At 48.5% G+C, this 14,108-nt stretch carries 16 protein-coding genes; all 16 read right to left on the bottom strand.

Annotated elements, in window-relative coordinates; translation table 11 throughout:
• Positions 1-24: 24 nt before the first annotated feature.
• On the bottom strand, positions 25-792 hold the full coding sequence (locus MKY62_RS09010) for a ribonuclease HII (RefSeq protein ID WP_003181732.1): 768 nt from the start codon (positions 790-792) through the stop codon (positions 25-27).
• 77 nt (positions 793-869) lie between these two features.
• On the bottom strand, positions 870-1,721 hold the full coding sequence (gene ylqF, locus MKY62_RS09005; RefSeq protein ID WP_003181730.1) for a ribosome biogenesis GTPase YlqF: 852 nt from the start codon (positions 1,719-1,721) through the stop codon (positions 870-872).
• Between the two features lie 114 nt (positions 1,722-1,835).
• Complete coding sequence (gene rplS / locus MKY62_RS09000) at positions 1,836-2,183, bottom strand: 50S ribosomal protein L19 (RefSeq protein WP_003181728.1); 348 nt, start codon at positions 2,181-2,183, stop codon at positions 1,836-1,838.
• Positions 2,184-2,321: 138 nt separating this feature from the next.
• Complete coding sequence (trmD, locus tag MKY62_RS08995; protein ID WP_003181726.1) at positions 2,322-3,053, bottom strand: tRNA (guanosine(37)-N1)-methyltransferase TrmD; 732 nt, start codon at positions 3,051-3,053, stop codon at positions 2,322-2,324.
• Positions 3,050-3,574, bottom strand: a complete 525-nt coding sequence (gene rimM / locus MKY62_RS08990) for a ribosome maturation factor RimM (RefSeq protein ID WP_003181725.1) — start codon at positions 3,572-3,574, stop codon at positions 3,050-3,052. The genes trmD and rimM overlap by 4 nt, the downstream gene beginning before the upstream one ends.
• Positions 3,575-3,578: 4 nt before the next feature.
• Complete coding sequence (locus MKY62_RS08985; RefSeq protein ID WP_003181722.1) at positions 3,579-3,965, bottom strand: YlqD family protein; 387 nt, start codon at positions 3,963-3,965, stop codon at positions 3,579-3,581.
• Between the two features lie 137 nt (positions 3,966-4,102).
• Positions 4,103-4,348 carry a KH domain-containing protein gene (locus tag MKY62_RS08980; protein WP_003181721.1) on the bottom strand — a complete coding sequence of 82 codons (246 nt, stop codon included), beginning with the start codon at positions 4,346-4,348 and terminating at the stop codon, positions 4,103-4,105.
• Positions 4,348-4,620 carry a 30S ribosomal protein S16 gene (gene rpsP, locus MKY62_RS08975; protein WP_003181719.1) on the bottom strand — a complete coding sequence of 91 codons (273 nt, stop codon included), beginning with the start codon at positions 4,618-4,620 and terminating at the stop codon, positions 4,348-4,350. The genes MKY62_RS08980 and rpsP overlap by 1 nt, the downstream gene beginning before the upstream one ends.
• A 107-nt stretch (positions 4,621-4,727) precedes the next feature.
• Positions 4,728-6,068 (bottom strand): signal recognition particle protein, encoded by a 1,341-nt coding sequence (ffh, locus tag MKY62_RS08970; protein ID WP_003181717.1) that lies wholly within the window; start codon positions 6,066-6,068, stop codon positions 4,728-4,730.
• Positions 6,069-6,083: 15 nt separating this feature from the next.
• Positions 6,084-6,407: a putative DNA-binding protein gene (locus tag MKY62_RS08965; RefSeq protein WP_009328526.1), complete on the bottom strand. Its 324-nt coding sequence runs from the start codon at positions 6,405-6,407 to the stop codon at positions 6,084-6,086.
• Positions 6,408-6,540: 133 nt separating this feature from the next.
• On the bottom strand, positions 6,541-7,527 hold the full coding sequence (gene ftsY, locus MKY62_RS08960) for a signal recognition particle-docking protein FtsY (protein WP_003181713.1): 987 nt from the start codon (positions 7,525-7,527) through the stop codon (positions 6,541-6,543).
• Positions 7,528-7,543: 16 nt separating this feature from the next.
• Complete coding sequence (gene smc / locus MKY62_RS08955) at positions 7,544-11,104, bottom strand: chromosome segregation protein SMC (protein ID WP_011197972.1); 3,561 nt, start codon at positions 11,102-11,104, stop codon at positions 7,544-7,546.
• Positions 11,105-11,203: 99 nt separating this feature from the next.
• Complete coding sequence (gene rnc, locus MKY62_RS08950) at positions 11,204-11,953, bottom strand: ribonuclease III (protein ID WP_009328527.1); 750 nt, start codon at positions 11,951-11,953, stop codon at positions 11,204-11,206.
• 141 nt (positions 11,954-12,094) lie between these two features.
• Positions 12,095-12,328 carry an acyl carrier protein gene (acpP, locus tag MKY62_RS08945; protein WP_003181706.1) on the bottom strand — a complete coding sequence of 78 codons (234 nt, stop codon included), beginning with the start codon at positions 12,326-12,328 and terminating at the stop codon, positions 12,095-12,097.
• Between the two features lie 76 nt (positions 12,329-12,404).
• Positions 12,405-13,148, bottom strand: a complete 744-nt coding sequence (gene fabG / locus MKY62_RS08940) for a 3-oxoacyl-[acyl-carrier-protein] reductase (protein ID WP_003181704.1) — start codon at positions 13,146-13,148, stop codon at positions 12,405-12,407.
• Positions 13,135-14,094 (bottom strand): ACP S-malonyltransferase, encoded by a 960-nt coding sequence (fabD, locus tag MKY62_RS08935; protein ID WP_003181702.1) that lies wholly within the window; start codon positions 14,092-14,094, stop codon positions 13,135-13,137. The genes fabG and fabD overlap by 14 nt, the downstream gene beginning before the upstream one ends.
• Positions 14,095-14,108 lie beyond the last annotated feature (14 nt).

Genomic DNA, 14,108 nt, shown 5'->3' with positions numbered 1-14,108 from the left:
CAAAGTCATTCTTCCTCCGGAACGTTATTCATGTGCTTTAACAGGGGCGAACGATCTTCGGTGTATCGGCGACGGGCCGTATTTCGCCAGGGCATTCAGATGCTCCTTCGTTCCGTAGCCTTTATGCTTTTCAAACCCGTAGAGAGGATACTTTTCAGCGTATTCATCCATCAGCCTGTCCCTCGTCACCTTTGCGATGCATGCGCCTGCTGCTATCGAGGCGCTTTTGGCATCCCCTTTAATAATCGATGACTGCTCTGTATCGACCGCAAGCGACATGGCGTCGATCAGAAGATAATCCGGTGCGACGTCCAGCGCTTGGACCGCTTTCAGCATCGCCGCTTTGGAGGCTTCATAAATATTCAGCTCATCGATCTCATGGGCGTCCGCGATCCCGACGCCGACTGCTGCGGCTTCTTCCATTATGTATGAATAATAGTCTTCTCTTTTTTGCTTTGACAGTTTTTTCGAATCTGTCAGCCCTAATATTTCACAATCTTCTTTGAGGATGACAGCGGCGGCGACAACCGGCCCTGCGAGAGGCCCTCTGCCCGCCTCGTCGATTCCGGCGATATATTGATAGCCCCGCGCTCTCAGCGACCGTTCAAAAGACGTCATCGCCTGCCACTCTTCCCGCATGGCCGAAAGCCTTTCATTTTTCTTCAGCCAGGCGTCGACGAGCGCTTGAACGCTTTTTCGCTCATCATTTTTGCACTGCTCTATAAAAGGGTCCTTTTCATCGCTCACCGATTGAAGATGTTCTTTAATTTCTTTGACGGTTAATGTTTTCACTTTCTCTTCTCCCCTAATGTTCTTATCGGCGCATCTTCTGCAAAAATAAAGGCCCGCTCTTTTAAAAGCGCGCCTTTTTACATATCCTCCGGCTTTTCAAAAGAAAGCGGGCCGAACTTTTCGGTGCGGATATCGCGGATGATGACTTCTGTCGTCTTGTCGTAATTGATCTCGCCTCCGGCCATGAGGCAGCCGCGTTTTTTTCCGATCTCATCAAAAAGCGCTGCAATTTCTTCAGGAATCTCCTCCAGGTCATAGCGCTTTTTTAAGCGTTCGGGGTAATTCTCTTCCAAAAAGCGCAAACCGTAGACGGCGACATCCTGCAAGTTGATAATCGAATCTTTAATTGCGCCTGTTGCCGCGAGCCTCAGCCCGACAAGCTCGTCCTCAAACTTCGGCCATAAAATCCCCGGTGTATCGAGAAGCTCCAGCTCTTTTCCGACCTTCACCCACTGCTGTGCAGTCGTTACTCCGGGTCTGTCGCCCGTTTTGGCGATGTTTTTTTTCGCAAGCCGGTTGATCAAGGTCGATTTGCCGACGTTTGGAATACCGACGATCAATGCTCTGATCGCGCGCGGCTTTACACCTTTTGCTTTCATTTTATCAAACTTTTCTTTCAGCAGCTCTTTTGATGCAGGAAGAATTTGATTGAGCCCCTGTCCGTTGACCGAGTTGATGGCGAGGGTAGGAATTCCGTCTTTTTCAAAGTGCTGCTTCCAAGCCTTTGTCACGGAGGAGTCCGCTTTATCCGCCTTGTTGAGCAGCATGATTCTCGGCTTGTTCTTTAAAATGTCTTCGATCATCGGGTTTCTTGAAGACATCGGAATTCTGGCGTCGACCAGTTCGTATACAATGTCGATCAGCTTGAGTTTTTCCGTTACTTCCCGCCTCGCTTTGGCCATATGCCCGGGGAACCATTGGATCACCATTTGTCTGCCACCTACTTTCTGTTATTGCTATTCTTTTAATGGTGCGATGCATTTATACTTGTTTGACAAAAAAAGAGCTTGTTATGGTTAACAAGCTCTTTTCGTTCGTTATCATTATCGTCTGATTTCTTTAATACGAGCCGCTTTTCCACGAAGTTCGCGCAAGTAATAAAGTTTCGCACGGCGTACTTTACCATGACGGACAACTTCGATTTTCGCGATTTTCGGTGTGTGCAATGGGAATGTACGCTCAACTCCGACACCGTAAGAAATCTTACGAACTGTGAAAGTTTCGCTGATTCCGCCACCACGACGCTTAATCACGACACCTTCAAAAACCTGGATACGCTCACGGTTACCCTCGACAACTTTAACGTGTACACGTAAAGTATCACCAGGACGGAACGCAGGCAAATCAGTGCGCAATTGTTCTTTTGTGATTTCTTCAATCAATTTTTGCATCGTCTTCAACTCCTTCCAACAGATGCTCTTGCGCGAGTTAACCGGCACAGCGGAACATCGTTTTCAAACTTAAACGAGCGTTCCCGTTCAAGTCACAAGTAGTATCATACCACACCTTTTTCCCGGGCGCAATAGAATCTACCGGTTTTTCCATTCAGAAATCCACTTTCGCTCTTCTTCTGACAAAGGATAGTTTTCCAGAAGGTCGGGACGCCTTAAAAATGTGCGCCTGAGAGACTCCTTCCGCCGCCATTCTTTGATCTTCGCATGGTTCCCGGATGTCAGAACGTCCGGCACCTTCAAGCCTTTATAATCTGCCGGCCGCGTGTAATGAGGGTGTTCAAGAAGCCCTGTGCTGAAAGAGTCTTCAAGGTGCGATTCTTCCTTGCCGAGCACGCCCGGCAAAAGCCGCACAACGCTGTCTGCGATCATCATCGCCGGCAGCTCTCCCCCTGTCAAAACGAAATCTCCGATCGAAATCTCGTCTGTAGACAGGTGCTCCCTGATCCGTTCATCATACCCTTCATAATGGCCGCAAATGAACATTAAATGCTCTTCCCGCGCCAGTTCTTCCGCCTTCTGCTGGGTATAGCGTTCACCCTGGGGGCAGACGAGGATGATTCTCGGAGACCCTCCGGCTTCAGCCGTCAGCTTTTCGACCGCGTCAAAGACGGGCTGCGGTTTCAGCACCATTCCGGCTCCGCCGCCGTATGGATAATCGTCAACGGTTTGATGCTTGTTGTCGGAATAGGCCCGAAAGTTCACCACGCGAAAACGGACAGCGTCCTTGTCCTGAGCTTTTTGCAGGATCGACGAGCCGAGCACGCCTTCAAACATTTCCGGAAAAAGCGTTAAAAAATCGATTTTCATTCGTCAAGTAATCCTTCCATGATATGAATCTTGATCGTTTTATCCGCTACGTTAATCTCTTTGACAACGGCGTCAATATAAGGGATGAGCGCGTCTTTCTTTCCCGGTCTGGCCACGACCCAGACATCGTTGGCGCCCGGCGTTAAAATTTCTTTCACCTTGCCGATTAAATCCCCGTCTTCCGAGAAAACATCGCAGCCGATGATTTCGTGAAAGTAGTATTCGTCTTCCGCCAACTGGCTTAATTGGTCTTCGGGAACTTTAATCAAGGCATTCTTTAATTTTTCGGCTTCGGTGAGCGTTTCAACCTCTTTAAACTGCAAAAGGTGGAACTGTTTGTGAAGCCTGTGGGCGCTGACGGTCACCTGGACAGGCTCGTCTTTTCCTTCCAGAAACAAGTAGAGCGCGTTTCCGGGCTTGTACCGCTCCTCAGGAAAATCGGTTCTTGAAATGACGCGGACTTCGCCTTTTACCCCATGAGTATTAACAATTTTCCCTACATTAAACCATTGTTTCAGCATTTCTTCACCTCGGACGAATTTCAATGACGATCCCGTCTTTAATCACGATTGTTTTTCCCGCCGTCATATCATGCCAATTATCCCCGACTTCAATGTCCATTAAAGCGTCGATTTCTTTTTCCTTTACTTCGCTGCCAAGCGGCAGTGTGTGGATTTGATTGATTTGAAAAACGATCATTTTAATCTTGTCCTGTCGTTTTTCAATTTCTTTTTTAAATGATTCAGTCGCCGCCGGATTGTGGTGTTCCTTTTCGTGTTTCCTGAGCTGAAAATAGAGCTGGTTGCATTCGCGCTCAAGGATTTCCTTTCTTTCTTCAAAAGAAGCCAGCAGCTTTTTTTTGCTGTTTTCAGTCAAAACCTGCATGACGGTAACACGTTGGATAATTTGCATGGCATCATCACCTACTGTCCCGTGATTTTTCCTTTCCCTGAAATCCGGCAGCCTGGCATAAGCTGACGATCGGAATCGTTCATCTGTTTCTATTTTTCTTACATGTTAAAAAAGGGGGAGGTTTTCACCCTCTCCCCTTAGTCTGCGATCTCAAGTTGAACTTTCTTAGAAGACTGTGCGCCTGCCGCAAATACGACAGAGCGTATCGCTCTTGCAGTGCGCCCTTTTTTGCCGATGATCTTGCCGGTATCCTCTCTGTTGACAGACAGGCGGAACATAATCCGCTCTGGATTTTCCTCTTTGAAAACCTGAACATCATCCGGGTGATCCACAAGCGGTTTGACCAGTGATACAATCAGCTCTTCCAAGTGCAGATCACTCATTATTTGCTTTGTTTAGCGTTGTGGAATTTTTCCATAATGCCTTCTTTTGAGAACAGGTTGCGAACCGTGTCAGACGGTTTAGCTCCTGTTTGAAGCCATTTAAGCGCAAGCTCTTCGTCGATTTTGACTTCCGCTGGTTTTGCAAGCGGGTTGTAAGTTCCGACTGTTTCGATGAAGCGGCCGTCACGCGGTGAACGAGAATCTGCTACAACAATACGATAGAAAGGAGATTTTTTAGCTCCCATACGTTTTAAACGAATTTTTACTGCCATTTTACTAGCACCTCCGAAAATATTTCAACAAGATAGTATATTAACAATGATAAAAGTGTTTGTAAAGTGTTTTTTCTTAACAACGTTTTTATCATCTGAAAACAGGTTTACATGAAGGGCAGTTTAAACCCTTTTTTCTTGCCTTTTGTCATGTTTGTCATCTGTTTCATCATTTTTTTCATTTCTTCAAATTGCTTTAAAAGACGGTTGACTTCCTGGACGGATGTCCCGCTTCCTTTAGCAATCCGTTTGCGCCTGCTTGCATTGATGATCTCAGGCTGCTCTTTTTCCTTCCCGGTCATCGACTTGATGATCGCTTCGATATGGCTGAGCTGTTTTTCATCAACCTTCACGTTTTTTAAGCCTTTCATTTTGCCTGCGCCGGGCATCATTTGAATCAGGTCTTCAAGCGGCCCCATATTGCGGACCTGTCCGAGCTGTTCCAAAAAGTCGTCGAGCGTAAAGCTCATATTTTTCATTTTTTGCTCGAGTTCCTTCGCCTTTTCTTCGTCTACGTTGGCCTGGGCTTTCTCGATAAGGGTGAGCACATCGCCCATTCCGAGTATCCGCGAAGCCATCCGTTCAGGATGAAACGGCTCCAGCGCATCAAGCTTTTCGCCCATTCCGGCGAATTTGATCGGCGTGTTTGTCACGGCGCGGATTGACAAGGCCGCTCCGCCTCTAGTATCGCCGTCAAGCTTCGTCAAGATGACACCTGTCACACCGAGCTGTTCGTTAAAGCTTTTGGCAACATTGACCGCGTCTTGACCCGTCATGGAGTCAACGACAAGGAAAATCTCTTCCGGCTGAGCGGTTTCTTTTACCTGCTCAAGCTCATCCATCAGCTCTTCATCAATATGAAGGCGTCCCGCCGTATCGATGAGAACGTAGTCGTGATGATCTTCTTTCGCCTTTTCGATGGCCTGCTTGGCAATCTCCACCGGACTGACCTTGTCACCCAGTGAAAATACCGGCATATCGAGCTGCTTGCCGAGCGTTTCCAGCTGTTTGATCGCCGCCGGGCGGTAGATGTCTGCTGCCACGAGCAGCGGATTGCGGTTATGTTTTTTGCGAAGCAGGTTGGCAAGCTTTCCGGTCGACGTCGTTTTACCGGCCCCTTGCAGACCGACCATCATGATGACGGTCGGCGGACGCTTTGCAGCGGCAATCTTGCTTTCCTCGCCGCCCATCAGCTCCGTCAGCTCTTCTTTTACCACTTTAATGACCTGCTGTCCGGGCGTCAGGCTTTTCATAACGTCTTGTCCGACAGCTCGTTCGCTTACCTTTTTCACAAAATCTTTCACGACTTTAAAATTGACGTCCGCTTCAAGGAGCGCTAAACGGACTTCGCGCATCATCTCTTTGACGTCTTGCTCCGTTACCTTTCCTTTTCCGCGGATTTTTGAGATCGTTTGCTGCAGTCGGTCGGCTAATCCTTCGAATGCCATATTAAGTGCCGCCTCCTAATCTAATTTCTCAAGCGCATCAATCAGGGACTCCGCCTCAGGCTGACCGTCAGTCAGCTTTCTCAGCGCTTCAAAAATCTTTTTGCGCTCTTGAAATTTTTTAAACAAAAGTAGCTTTTCTTCATATTGCTCAAGCATGGCTTCGGTCCGTTTGATATTGTCATAGACCGCCTGCCTTGAGACATGATATTCTTCAGCTATTTCGCCAAGGGAGAAATCGTCTAAGTAGTAAAGCGACATGTAGCTTTTTTGTTTTGATGTCAACAACGTCTGATAGAAATCGAATAAGTAATTCATTCTCGTTGTTTTTTCAAGCGTCATGAGACTCTCCCCTTTGTTAAGTCAAATCCCTTTACGATACACTAGTTTACGCTGAAATATTTGATCTGTCAAGTTTTTATCTTGTCATACCGGACGGCAAAAAAGAAAACCCCCGCAAAGGGGTTTTCCGCGCCTACTCTTCTTTCTCGATCAGATCGGAAAACAGGCCGTATACATATGACTCTGCTTCAAACGGCTGCAGGTCATCCATTTTTTCCCCCAGCCCGACAAACTTGACCGGAATCTGCAGCTCATGGCGGATGGCGAGGACGATGCCGCCTTTTGCCGTTCCGTCGAGCTTCGTCAGCACGATGCCTGAGACATCAGTCGCTTTGGAAAATTCGCGCGCCTGTGTCATTGCGTTCTGCCCTGTCGTCGCATCCAGTACGAGCAGCACTTCATGAGGCGCATCAGGCACTTCGCGCTGAATCACGCGCTTTACCTTTTCTAGCTCTTTCATTAAGTTCACTTTATTTTGCAGGCGTCCTGCCGTGTCGCAAAGCAGGACATCGGCGCCGCGCGCTTTCGCGGCTTGAACGGCGTCATAGATAACAGCCGCAGGATCCGAGCCTTCCGCCTGTTTGACGACATGCGCGCCGACGCGCTCTCCCCACACTTCAAGCTGGTCGATCGCGCCGGCCCTGAATGTATCTCCGGCAGCAAGAACGACATTTTTGCCTTCTTTAATGAATTGATGGGCAAGCTTGCCGATCGTCGTCGTTTTGCCGACGCCGTTGACGCCGACGAATAAAATGATGTTTAGGCGGCCGTCTTCGACGCGGAGCTCTGATGCTTCCTGCTCCCCGCCTTCATAGATTTCAACGAGCTTTTCAGAAATGACGGACTGCACCTCTTTCGGGTCCTGAATATTTCTTCGCTTGACCTCGCTCTTCAGCTCGTCAATCAGCTCCATAACAGTCGCAACGCCGACATCAGCGCCGATCAGAACCTCTTCAAGCTCTTCAAAAAAATCCTCGTCCACTTTCCGGTAGCGGGAGACAAGCTCATTGACCCGCTCCTGAAACGTATTTCTCGTTTTCGCCAGGCCTTCTTTAAATTTGCCTGAGACCGAATCGGTCTGCTGTGTGATTTTTTCTTTCAGTTTTTTAAAAAAGCTCATGTCCTGTAACCTCGCTTTATTGAACTAATTCTTTTGTTTCTTCAAGCTTGACTGAGACCAGCTTGGAAACGCCTGATTCCTGCATCGTCACGCCGTAAAGAACATCGGCTTCTTCCATTGTTCCTTTCCGGTGGGTGATGACGATGAACTGGGTTTCATGGCTGTATTTTTTCAAGTATTGGGCAAAGCGGAACACGTTCGCTTCATCAAGGGCCGCCTCGACTTCATCCAGCACGCAGAACGGAACCGGTCTGACTTTGAGGATCGAAAACAGGAGCGCGATCGCCGTCAAGGCCCGTTCCCCGCCGGAAAGCAGGCTCAGGTTCTGCAGCTTTTTGCCCGGAGGCTGGGCGATAATATCGACGCCCGATTGGAGCAGGTCATTCGGATCTGTCAGCTTGAGCTCGGCTCTTCCGCCGCCGAACAGCGCCCGGAAGACGTCTTCAAAATGGGAGCTGATCTGCGCAAATGTTTCCGCAAAACGCTTCGTCATTTCCTCATCCATTTCCTCGATGACCTTAAAGAGCGTATTTTTCGCTTCGAGCAGGTCGTCTTTCTGCTCTGAAAGGAAGAGGTAGCGTTCATTGACCCTTTCGAATTCCTCAATGCTGCCAAGGTTCACCGTTCCCAGCTCTTCGATCGCAAGCTTGATCAGCTTGACGCGCTTCCTCGCTTCTTCAGGGGAAAGCTCCAAAGGATATTTTTCCCTTGCCCCTTCAAATGAAAGGCCGTACTCTTCCCGCAGGAAAGAGAGCAGGTTGTCGAGCTCGACTTCCATGCGGCCGAGCTTGACTTCTTCATCTTTTAAGAGACCGGCCATCTGCTTATACTGGCGCTTCATTTCTTTCAGTTCGAGCTCTTCGGTTTCAAGGCCTTTTTGCAGCTTCATCCGCTGTTCTCTTCTTGAGGCGATGAGCTCTGCGGTTTTATTTTTATCGTTCAGCTTCTTTTTCGCAGCTTCTTCAAGTTTTTCCTCACCGGAAGAATTGGAGGACATCTCTGTCGTTAAGAAAGAAAGATCCTCTTCGGCCACCTTGAGCGCTTCCGCATTCTCGGCATACTCTTCTTCAAGCCTTGCGAGCTTTTCCCGTTCGTTTGCACACGACTGTTCGGTTTTCGCCAGCACCACTTTCAAATCGGTCAGCTCGCTTTGCAACGCTTCTTTCGTCGAGGTCTGCGTCTGTTTCCGCTCCGTCATGGCTTCGATTTCGGAATCAAGGCGCTGCAGCTCGCCGGCGATCGATGCGAGCTTTTCTTCAAGCTCTTCTTTACGCCACTTCTTGTCTTCGTCCCCTTCAAGCAGAGCCGATTTTTCCTGGTCATAGAGCTCCAAATGGCTGTTGACGTTTTTCTCGGCGATTTCGAGTTCGTACAGACGGCCTTTGATTTCCTGCTGCTCGGATCTTAGGCGTTCTCCGTCCTCCCGAAGTGACTGTAGCTTGGCATCAAGCTCCTGAATGGTCTGCTTCAGGGCTTTCACTTCTTTTTCGAGCAATTCGGTTTTTTCTTCCATCTCGGCGAGGCGTTTTGTCTGGGCTTCCAGTTCCCTGTTTCGTCCCAGAAGCGAGCTGCTTTTTTTCTTGACAGCTCCTCCCGTCATGGAACCGCCCGGATTGACGACATCCCCTTCAAGGGTGACGATCCGGTATCTGTGGCCGAGCCGCTTGGCAAGGTCGTTGGCGCCCTTTAAATGCTCGGTGATCAGCACGGTGCCGAGCAGATTTTGCACGACGCTCCGGTAGGCCGGATCAAATGAAACAAGCTCGCTGGCGATGCCGATGAACGACGGGTTTTCTTTCGCCGTCTCGATGTCTCTCGGCTGGATGCGGCGCTCTTTGATGACGGAAAGCGGGAGGAAGGTCGCCCTTCCGAACGAATGCTTTTTCAAATATTGAATCGCCCGTCTGGCGGCGTCTTCATCTTCTGTGACAACATGCTGTGCTGTTGCGCCGAGCGCGATTTCGATCGCTGTTTCATACCGCTCGTCCGTCTTTAACAGCTCTGCAATCGCGCCGCGAATTCCCGGAAGCTCGCTCTTGGCCTTTAATACTTCTTTGACGCCTTGATAAAACCCCGAAAAGTCCTCCTGCATCGCTTCAAGCATTTCCTTTTTAGAGCGCGCCTGCTGAACGTATTGATAAGCCTGGTAAAGGGCGGATTCCTTTTTTTCGTACTGGCTTTTTTTCTGTTCATAGCTTTTTTGCGCGTCCCTGAATGCTTGAATCTGGCTGTGAAGACGCTCGTCCACGAGGCTGAATTCGTGTTCGGTTTTCATCTTTTGGTCGGCGATTTCCTTCCGCTCGCTTAAATATTTTTCATTGTTTTGTGCGAGCCGTTTCTGCTGTGCCGCAGATTGGGTCATTTGGTCTTCAAGAAATTGAAGCTCGTTGCGGACGGAAGCCTGTTCGTTCAACAGCTCGAAATAATCGCTTTTCAGCTGTTCGATTTCTTCCTCTACATTTTCGCTGTATCCGGATAAAGCCTGATTTTTTTCTTTCACCTGTCGGGCAAGCTCTTTTGCTTCAGTCTCGAGCTTTTCAAACACAAGCTTCTGCGCGGCGATTTTCTCTTTCAGGGTTCGCTCTTTTTCACTGCGCTGGACGATCGCTTCTTCAAGCTGAGCTCTGTTTTGCGTGGCGTTTTTTTTGCGTTCCTTCAGCACTTCTTTCCGGCCTTCAAGCTTCTCCAGTTCCTCGCTTGTCAAAAGCAGCACTTGCTGAAGCTCATCGACCGATTCGTCGAGCGCTTGAATTTTGTCTCTTGCCTCTTCGATTTTGGCTTCTTTTGCCTGGATGGCCGCAGAAGAGGACATTTCTTCGTCTTTCGCCTTTTCGACTTTTTGCTGAAGGGCTTCCCATTTTCCGTGAAGCTCTTCGATGTCATACGCCGTTAACGCGATTTCGATTTTTTCAAGCTCATCCTTCTTTTCAAGGTAGTCTTTGGCGATCGATGCCTGCACTTTCAGCGGCTCCACCTGTCCCTCGAGCTCGTGGAGGATGTCTTCGACCCGGTTCAAATTGTCCTGTGTCTCAAACAGCTTGTTTTCGGCTTTTTTCTTTCTCGTTTTGTATTTTAATACGCCGGCCGCTTCTTCGAAGATGCTTCTCCGCTCTTCAGCCTTGCTGCTTAAAATCTCTTCGACTTTGCCTTGGCTGATGATGGAAAACGCTTCTTTTCCAAGCCCTGAATCCATAAAAAGATCGATGATATCTTTCAGGCGGCACGGCTGGTTGTTGATGAGAAATTCGCTTTCCCCCGATCTGTAGACTCTTCTCGTCACACTGACTTCGTGAAAATCGATCGGCAAAAAGCGGTCATCGTTGTCAAGCGTCAGCGTCACTTCGGCAAGGTTCAGCTTTTTCCGCGAGTCGCTGCCGGCAAAAATGATATCTTCCATCTTGCCGCCCCTGAGCGATTTGGCGGACTGTTCACCGAGCACCCAGCGGATCGCGTCGGTGATGTTGCTTTTTCCGCTGCCGTTCGGGCCGACGACGGCTGTCACGCCTTTTACAAAATCTACAGAAATTCGTTCTGCAAACGATTTAAATCCTATCACGTCTAAACGTTTGAGGAACATGGTGATCCTCCTTATGTATTAAAGTATTACAATTCTATCATAACCCTATGGAAAAGGCTCAAAATACATTGAAATCCCCCTGGTTTTTGCAAGGGGGATTTATTGTTTCATATGGTGTTTTTGCAGCTTCGCGAGCGCTTCTTGAGCGGCATGCTGTTCAGCTTCTTTTTTGGAACGGCCGCTTCCCACCCCAAGTACTTCTCCTTTTAGCGATACATTTGCTTCAAATTCGCGGTTGTGCGCCGGTCCTTTTTCCTGAAGGATTTTATACTCCAGTATGCCTCGCCCGTCGCGCTGTACAAATTCCTGCAGCTGGCTTTTAAAATCCATCACATGAGAAAAAGCACCATCGTCGATTTTAGGGAAAACGTACGCTTTCAGAAAAGTCACGACGGCTTCGAGCCCCTGATCCAGATAGAGCGCACCGATAAAAGCTTCAAACACATCGGCTAAAAGCGCCGGACGCTTTCTTCCTCCAGTCATTTCCTCTCCTTTTCCCAATAGAACAAGCTCTCCGAAAGAAAGCTCATGGGCCAGGGAAACCAAAGAAGGCTCGCATACGATCGCCGCTCTCAATTTCGTCAAATCACCCTCGCTCATCGCCGGGTATTTGGCGTATAAAAATTGAGAAATCGTCAGTTCCAAAACGGCGTCTCCTAAAAATTCAAGCCTCTCATTATCTTCATATGGCTTCTTTCGATGCTCATTCACATAAGATGAATGTGTAAACGCTTGATATAAAAGCTTCTCGTTTTGAAATTGAACCGAAATCCGTTCCTGAAACTTTTTAAACTGCTCCGCTTTTTTTTGAAACATTTTTTTGTCTCTGAAATGTGAATGTTTTGACATAGCAACCTCCATATGGGCACATCAAGTTCACCTCACCTCCTATGAAAAGGCAGGTTCGTTTATCATTGGGCAAAACATTAAAATTAAAGCCGCATTTATAAAGGGATAAAGCCCCGTCTTTAAACGGGACTTTAAATGAGCTTACTGCTTACTATTTATGTAGTTCACAGCGTCACCGACTGTTGCAATCTTTTCAGCATCTTCGTCAGAAATCTCCATATCAAACTCGTCTTCAAGTTCCATGACAAGCTCAACTACATCCAGGGAATCAGCGCCTAAATCCTCTTTAAAAGAAGCTTCAAGAGTGACGTCAGCTTCATCCACGCCGAGGCGGTCTACGATGATTTTTGTTACACGCTCTAATGCGTCTGCCATAGCTATTCACCTCCCCTCAAGTATTATAGTTGATTCGTTTTTAAAAAACCAGAGATAATTCAATTTTTGATTTCGTTTAAACCATAGCCATTCCGCCGTTGATGTTCAGCGTCTGGCCGGTCATGTAGCTCGCATGGTCAGATGCGAGGAAAACAACGGCGCTGCTGATGTCAGACGGCTCGCCGAACCGCGCAAGCGGAATCTGCTTCAGCATTTCGTCTTGAATGTCTTTTGTCAGCTTGTCCGTCATTTCCGTCGAAATGAATCCCGGAGCGATCGCATTCACAGTGATGTTTCTTGACGCCAGTTCTTTTGCCAGCGTTTTCGTCAAGCCGATCACGCCTGATTTAGCCGCGACATAGTTGGCCTGCCCGGCGTTACCGACGACGCCTACAACCGAGGTGATATTGATGATCCGGCCGCTTCTTTGTTTCATCATCTGTCTTGTCACAGCTTTTGAACAATTGAACACACCTTTTAAGTTTATGTTAATGACGTCGTCCCATTCATCTTCTTTCATTCTCATGAACAGATTGTCTTTAGTAATGCCCGCATTGTTGACAAGGATGTCAAGCGTGCCGAAGCGTCCGACCGCTTCCTTCATCATCGCCTGAACCTCATCCGCATTGGAAACGTCCGCTTTAAAAGCAAACGCATCGCGGCCGAGCGCTTTGATTTCGTCTACGACTTCGTTCGCTTTCGCTTCATTTCCCGCGTAGTTGACGACGACATTTGCTCCGTTTTTCGCCAGGTCCAGGGCGATCGCGCGGCCGATTCCTCTTGAGGCTCCTGTCACAACGGCTGTTTTATTTTCCAGCATTTTCGTTTTCCTCCTTCAACGTTTGAACGGCAAGTTCAATTGTGTTCGGGTCTGATACAGCAATCGTTTTGACTCTGCGGTTCACTTTCTTCACAAGCCCTGACAAAACCTTTCCGGGACCGATTTCAATGAAGGTCGTGACGCCTTCGTCAATCAGGCGGCTGATTGTTTCTTCAAAGCGTACAGGGGAATACAGCTGTTCAATCAGTTTATTCTTAATGTCGTCTTTATCCGTTACAAAGTCGGCCGTTACGTTGGAGACGACCGGAATGGCTGCGTCGTTGATCGTGCACGCATCAAGAACTTCACGAAGCTTATCAGCTGCCGGCTTCATCAGCTCAGAATGGAACGGCCCGCTGACTTCGAGAGGAATCGCGCGTTTTGCGCCCTTTTCTTTCGCAAGCTCTGAAGCGAGCTCCACGCCTTTAGCTGTTCCCGAGATGACGATTTGCCCAGGGCAGTTCAAATTGGCGAGCTGAACAAGGTTTCCTTCTTCGGAAATTTTGTCCGTCACTTCTTTCAGCGCCTGGCTGTCCATGCCGAGAATGGCCGCCATCGCGCCTTCTCCCGCCGGCACGGCTTCATTCATGAATTCGCCGCGCTTTCTGACGGCATAAACCGCATCTTTAAACGACAAGGCGCCGGCAGCGACCAATGCGCTGTATTCGCCGAGGCTGTGACCTGCCGCATAGTCGGCTTTAATGCCGTATTCCTTCAGTTTTTCAAGCGCTGCGATGCTCGCCGTTAAAAGGCTTGGCTGCGCGTTGTATGTAAGCGTCAGTTCCTTTGCATCCCCTTCAAACATGAGGGTGCTCAGTTTTGTTTCAAGCGTTTGATCCGCTTCTTCAAAAATCTTCTTCGCATTCGGTTCTTTTTCATACAATTCGTGTCCCATGCCGATATGCTGCGAACCTTGGCCCGGGAATAGAAAAGCAATCTTGCCCATGTGTTAAAACCTCC

It is taken from the genome of Bacillus sp. FSL R7-0646, from assembly GCF_037969865.1.
Taxonomy (GTDB): Bacteria; Bacillota; Bacilli; order Bacillales; family Bacillaceae; genus Bacillus; species Bacillus licheniformis.
The sequence above is the reverse complement of the archived record's forward strand: the minus strand, read 5'-3'. Positions and strand labels throughout refer to the sequence as shown.

Bases quoted from the DNA above. Each gene is read 5' to 3' on its own strand.
- ylqF (WP_003181730.1), bottom strand. From the start codon at position 1,721: ATGGTGATCCAATGGTTCCCCGGGCATATGGCCAAAGCGAGGCGGGAA.
- rplS (WP_003181728.1), bottom strand. From the start codon at position 2,183: ATGCAAAAATTGATTGAAGAAATCACAAAAGAACAATTGCGCACTGAT.
- trmD (WP_003181726.1), bottom strand. From the start codon at position 3,053: ATGAAAATCGATTTTTTAACGCTTTTTCCGGAAATGTTTGAAGGCGTG.
- rimM (WP_003181725.1), bottom strand. From the start codon at position 3,574: ATGCTGAAACAATGGTTTAATGTAGGGAAAATTGTTAATACTCATGGG.
- MKY62_RS08985 (WP_003181722.1), bottom strand. From the start codon at position 3,965: ATGCAAATTATCCAACGTGTTACCGTCATGCAGGTTTTGACTGAAAAC.
- MKY62_RS08980 (WP_003181721.1), bottom strand. From the start codon at position 4,348: ATGAGTGATCTGCACTTGGAAGAGCTGATTGTATCACTGGTCAAACCG.
- rpsP (WP_003181719.1), bottom strand. From the start codon at position 4,620: ATGGCAGTAAAAATTCGTTTAAAACGTATGGGAGCTAAAAAATCTCCT.
- ffh (WP_003181717.1), bottom strand. From the start codon at position 6,068: ATGGCATTCGAAGGATTAGCCGACCGACTGCAGCAAACGATCTCAAAA.
- MKY62_RS08965 (WP_009328526.1), bottom strand. From the start codon at position 6,407: ATGACGCTTGAAAAAACAACGAGAATGAATTACTTATTCGATTTCTAT.
- ftsY (WP_003181713.1), bottom strand. From the start codon at position 7,527: ATGAGCTTTTTTAAAAAACTGAAAGAAAAAATCACACAGCAGACCGAT.
- smc (WP_011197972.1), bottom strand. From the start codon at position 11,104: ATGTTCCTCAAACGTTTAGACGTGATAGGATTTAAATCGTTTGCAGAA.
- rnc (WP_009328527.1), bottom strand. From the start codon at position 11,953: ATGTCAAAACATTCACATTTCAGAGACAAAAAAATGTTTCAAAAAAAA.
- acpP (WP_003181706.1), bottom strand. From the start codon at position 12,328: ATGGCAGACGCATTAGAGCGTGTAACAAAAATCATCGTAGACCGCCTC.
- fabG (WP_003181704.1), bottom strand. From the start codon at position 13,148: ATGCTGGAAAATAAAACAGCCGTTGTGACAGGAGCCTCAAGAGGAATC.
- fabD (WP_003181702.1), bottom strand. From the start codon at position 14,094: ATGGGCAAGATTGCTTTTCTATTCCCGGGCCAAGGTTCGCAGCATATC.